Raw genomic sequence first — 3,112 nt, forward strand, 5'->3', positions numbered from 1 at the left:
GAGGCCTCCGAGTTCGTGCGGACCCTGCAGAACCGCCAGGGCCTCCAAGTCGCCTGTCTCGAAGAGATCGCCTACCTGCAGTCGTTCATCACCCGAGAACAGCTCGTCGCGCGCGGCGAGCTGTTCGCGAAAACCGCATACGGAAAAAACCTGCTCAGACTTGCCCGCGAGGAATCAGCGGCGGACGCCCACGGCTAACTCGATCACGCCGGCTCATCCGAGAAACCTCGCCTCGGCCCCAGGCGGCGGCCGTCGACAGACGTCGGTGCGGCCCCAGATCCGGTAGCGGTTGGTAGCAACGACGTCATAGGTCGCGTTGCGCAGCGGCGAGGGCACCAGCGTCCCGATCTGCGCGAGCCACGACCAGGGCGGTCCGAGGGTGCCGAGCAGAGCGAGGACGGCCTCAGACTTCATCAGGCAGCGGCCGCCGGTGATCAGCAGGACCGTTTCGTAGACGTCGTAACGCAAGCCGTAGTGCCGAAACAGCGCCTCGCCGAGCGGAGACTGGGCCGCAATGAAGCGATGGCGTTCGCGGGGGCCGTCAAACCACAAGGTGAAGCGCACCAGCCTGGAGCATAGCCCGCAGACCCCATCGAAGACCACGATCGGCAGCTCGTCCGGAAAGACAGGCACGCTCGGGTCGTCCCGGTAGGAATGGGGCGGGCGCTGCATCAGCCAGATCACCACGTCTTTCGGTGCCTGCGATGATGAGGCGGCGACGTCTGTCTGTCCATGACGCCGGGTGGCTGCGACGCGCCGAGCCGTCAGGCACGATCAACCCAGGCCGACAAGGCCTTCGGCCGCTGACGTGGAGAGAAGCGTGGACCGCCCAGCAGACTCGCGCGGCGGACGACATCGCCGGGCCGCGGTGTCACGCTGCCGATCAGCCCATCGACAAGCGCGCCGAACCGGTCGCCGAGCGCCACATGTGAGCGATGCAGCCTGCCGAGCGCGATCTCTGGACGCGCCGTTCCGACGAAGCGGTCGACGCTGCGGATCCACCCTTCGCGCGGCAGGTCGCCGGCCTCCAGGCAGAGCAGCCAGTCGCGTCGCGCCCCCTGCGCAGCAGCGCGCCAAGGGTTGTCCGATCCGTTGACGACGAGTGTGGCGCCTGAGCCGTCTGCGATAGTCTCCAGCGCGCTAGCGGCCTGGGCCGAGACGATCAGAGCGTCGGCGACAAGCCCCGCTGCCACGCCCTCGACCAGGGCGCTCAGCGTATCGGCGAGCCGTTCAACCTCTTCCGGGTCGGCGGGCCGAGGCACGTGGATGAGGGCCGAGATCATCCGGGGCCCATAACGTATTTTCGCGACCGGCCAAGCGGCGGGTCACGGTTGTCACCGAAATCGTCGGCGATGCCCGCGATATGAGCATCGACGACCCATGATGTTCCCTTTATGTTCTCTGCATCCCAGTGCCGCGGAACGTCAGTCATGGCTTCGCCGAAACCCGACCCGAAGGAGACGGCTCGCCGCATCGCCGGCGCACGGCTGCGACCCGAGACCCGAGGCGGTCGCGGGGCGACTGCAAACCCGACAGGTCGGTTCGAGACCGCGTTCCGGGAGGATTTCGACGACGGCTGGGCTGCGCAGGGCGAACATGTTCCGCATGCGGATCCAGAGGATGATGCCGCATTGGCGCCCGTGCGCACCTCGGTGACGCGGGAAGCCGCGCGAAGGCTGATCACCTACAACACCTCGCCCGACATCGGTTTCGATCGGTCGATCAATCCCTATCGCGGCTGCGAGCATGGCTGCGTCTACTGTTTCGCTCGGCCCAACTATGCCTATGTCGGGCTCTCGCCCGGTCTCGATTTCGAGACGAGATTGTTCGCCAAATCGGACGCCGCGGCCGTTCTGGAGTGGGATCTCTCCCGTCCCGGCTACGAGCCCCGCACCATCGCGCTCGGCACCGCGACGGACCCCTACCAACCGATCGAACGGGAGCATCGCCTGACCCGCGACGTGTTGGAGGTGCTGGCCCGGTTTCGCCATCCGGTCGGGATCGTGACCAAATCCGGCCTCGTCCTGCGCGATCGCGACATCCTCTCGGCGCTGGCGGAGGAGAACCTCGTCAAGGTCGCAATCTCGGTCACCACGCTCGATCCGGATCTCGCCCGCCGCTTGGAGCCGCGCGCGCCGCACCCACAGAAGCGGCTCGCGGCGATCCGGGGCCTCGCGGAGGCGGGCGTGCCAGTGATGGTGATCGTCGCACCCATCATCCCCTCTCTCAACGACCACGAGATCGAGGCTATCCTGAAAGCCGCGCGGGAGGCCGGTGCGAGCGAAGCGAACTACGTTCTGCTGCGCCTGCCGCACGAGCTCGACGGCCTCGTTGAGGATTGGTTTGCCGAGCATTATCCCGGTCGCAGGGATCACGTGTTCTCGCTGCTGGGGCAGGCTCGGGGCGGCAAGAGCTACAATTCTGCCTGGGGAACCCGGCTGATCGGGGAGGGGCCCTATGCTGACCTGATCCGGCGTCGCTTCCGCCTCGCCAAGACCCGCCTCGGCTACCCGGAGGAGAGACTCAGGCAGCGAACCGACCTGTTTCGCCGGCCCGAGCGACCAGGGGACCAGCTCTGCCTGCTCTAGTGGTAGAAATTTTACGCTTGGTGCCGTCTGCTTTGCCAACGGCGTAAGAAGTGGGTTGCGTTCGAGATCAGAAAACACCGGTCGGAAGTGACCATCCATTCAGCAGTCGTCGGCTAAGAACCCCCTGGTAACCTCTCTAGGCAATCGGACGTCGGGACCTCATGAAAACGACTGCTCCCCCGCTCGAGACCGACGGAGGCGCAATCCGCGGCAGATCGGCTGTTGCAGTTCCCCTTTCCTTTATAGCGCTCGTATGCTTGGTCTTGCTTGCACTGGCAGGCTCGCACGAGTGGATGACGAGAGGCGACGTGCTTCGTGATGCAGTGAAGGATGCTGCCAATCTGGCGCGTTCGTTGACGCAGCACGCCGATGACACCTTCGAAATGACCGATGCAGCATTGATCGGAATCGTTGAGCGACTCGAGACGAGAGGCCAACTGATCGTCCCCCACAGGAGTGGTCCGCCTTGAGGTATGGCTTTCGAGCCAGGACGAGGACGGACATATGGGAACGAAGCGGCACAA

General features: G+C 65.4%; 3 protein-coding genes and 1 pseudogene. 2 read left to right on the plus strand and 2 right to left on the minus strand.

Annotated elements, in window-relative coordinates; all coding sequences use genetic code 11:
- Positions 1-198 (plus strand): annotated as a pseudogene (locus GGR33_RS25650) (glucose-1-phosphate thymidylyltransferase RfbA); the annotation flags it as partial.
- Between the two features lie 15 nt (positions 199-213).
- Here GGR33_RS25650 and GGR33_RS25655 read toward each other — a convergent pair.
- Entirely contained in the window at positions 214-672 is a 459-nt protein-coding gene (locus GGR33_RS25655) for a thiol-disulfide oxidoreductase DCC family protein (protein WP_183516092.1), read from the minus strand.
- Positions 673-764: 92 nt separating this feature from the next.
- Entirely contained in the window at positions 765-1,283 is a 519-nt protein-coding gene (locus GGR33_RS25660) for a hypothetical protein (RefSeq protein ID WP_183516093.1), read from the minus strand.
- A 147-nt stretch (positions 1,284-1,430) separates the two neighbouring features.
- Here GGR33_RS25660 and GGR33_RS25665 point away from each other — a divergent pair, with 147 nt between their 5' ends.
- Complete coding sequence (locus GGR33_RS25665) at positions 1,431-2,588, plus strand: PA0069 family radical SAM protein (protein WP_183516094.1); 1,158 nt, start codon at positions 1,431-1,433, stop codon at positions 2,586-2,588.
- The last annotated feature ends 524 nt before the right edge of the window (positions 2,589-3,112 follow it).

It is taken from the genome of Methylobacterium brachythecii (genome assembly GCF_014196345.1).
Lineage (GTDB): Bacteria > Pseudomonadota > Alphaproteobacteria > Rhizobiales > Beijerinckiaceae > Methylobacterium > Methylobacterium brachythecii.